This window comes from Frankia sp. CcWB2, assembly GCF_977927585.1.
Window position 1 is genome coordinate 7935 of the sequence record NZ_CDWRCM010000006.1, and the last position, 1594, is coordinate 9528.

General features: G+C 69.4%; 2 protein-coding genes. One reads left to right on the forward strand and one right to left on the reverse strand.

Annotated features, from left to right (window positions below; genetic code table 11):
* Positions 1-275: alpha/beta fold hydrolase (locus tag ACY45C_RS01655; RefSeq protein WP_462185909.1), on the forward strand; the 275-nt coding region annotated here is incomplete at its 5' end.
* A 35-nt stretch (positions 276-310) separates the two neighbouring features.
* Here the strand turns inward: ACY45C_RS01655 and ACY45C_RS01660 are convergent.
* Positions 311-1495 (reverse strand): MarP family serine protease, encoded by a 1185-nt coding sequence (locus tag ACY45C_RS01660; RefSeq protein ID WP_462185910.1) that lies wholly within the window; start codon positions 1493-1495, stop codon positions 311-313.
* Positions 1496-1594 lie beyond the last annotated feature (99 nt).

Below are 1594 nucleotides of genomic sequence, written 5' to 3' on the forward strand. Positions count from 1 at the left end.
ACAGCTCCCTGGAGTACCACCGGTGGATCTTCCGGTCGTTGTTCCGGCCCGATGGGGCGCGTTTCGGTAGTGTCCTCCGTCGGTCGCTGCGGATGGAGACCCTGCAGATACACGGGGAAATGGACCGTTGTTTCCTGCCGTCCACCGCCCAGGGCGCCGGGCGCTACGTCAGCGGTCCCTACACCTGGCGCCTGCTCGGTGAGATCGGGCACTTCCCGCATGAGGAGGCCCCCGACCTCGTCAACGCCGAACTGGTCGGCTGGCTTCGTCCCTGAGCGTCGCCCGGCCGTCGGTGCGGGAGTACCGGCGGTCAGTTGCACCCCTGCGTGCTCACCTCCGCCGTGGCGATCACCCCGGCGGCGGCAGGCCTGGCCACTTCGGCGGCGCTCAGGACGTAACCGGTATCGCTGTCGTTGACGGCCGCGGCGAACACGACACCCAGGACGTCCCCGCTTTCGGACAACAGGGGTCCACCGGAGTTTCCCGGCAGCACCCGTCCGCGGACCGCGTAGATGTCGCGCAGGACGAGGCCGTGCGAGTAGATGTCCGGGGCCTGGGCGGTCTGATGGTTGCGGACGCGCGCCGCCACAGTGGTGTAGGGCCCGTCCTGGGGATAGCCGGCAATCACTGCGGCATCTTCGGCCGCGGCCGGTGGGTTTATCCGGAACCGCAGCGGCGGCCGTTGCAGGTCCGGCACGCGGAGCACGGCGACGTCCCGGTCGGGGTCGAACAGGACGACCTCGGCCGGCAGGGTGCGCGAGGCCAGCACGATCATCGGACGGTGCACCCCGGCTACGACGTGCGCGTTGGTCATGACGCGTTGCGGGGCGATGACGAACCCGGATCCCTCGACCCGTTTGTCGCAGGACCTGGCGACGCCACGGATCTTCACGATGCTCGCCGCCGCGTTGCGGACCCCGGCAGTCTGGGTGGAAGCGGGATCGGGCGGATCGGCGGCGACGATGCGCCCGCCGCCGAGCCCGGCGAAGACCTCGGGGAAGCCGTTGTTGTCAGCCAGTTGGCGCAGGTCGGCGAATGCACTGCGGACCTCGTTGGGCATCCCGGCGTCCACGGTGGCGAGGATCCGCGATTCCCGGACAGAGCGAGCGAGGGACTCGAAGGGCGACCGATCGACGGCCGTCGCCAGCAGCCAGGCGACAAGAACCACCGATAAGCCGGAGAGCACCGCACCCGCGGCGGCATCGACGGCCCTGCCGGGGCGCCAGGTCACCCGGTTCCGGATGGCGACCCCGACCGCGGTGCCCGCGATCTGCCCGACCAGGGCGAGACCGAGCACGGTCAGGAGACCGACCATGGCGCCGTGGCTCTCCTGACCGATCAGTTCGGCGAAGGGCTTCGCGACCTTGGCACCGAGCACACCGCCGCCGAGGAAGCCGACGAACGACAGCGCGCCCACCAGGAAGCCCTGCCGGTACCCGGAGATCGCGAAGAGCACGGCGAGCAGGAGAAGAACGATGTCCAGGACGTTGAGCACGACGGGCGTCGGTTCGGCTCAGGAGATCTTCAGTGTGGCTGTCATGTTGGGATGCAGAGTGCAGACCACCGGGTAGCTACCCGGTTCCGTCACGGAGAA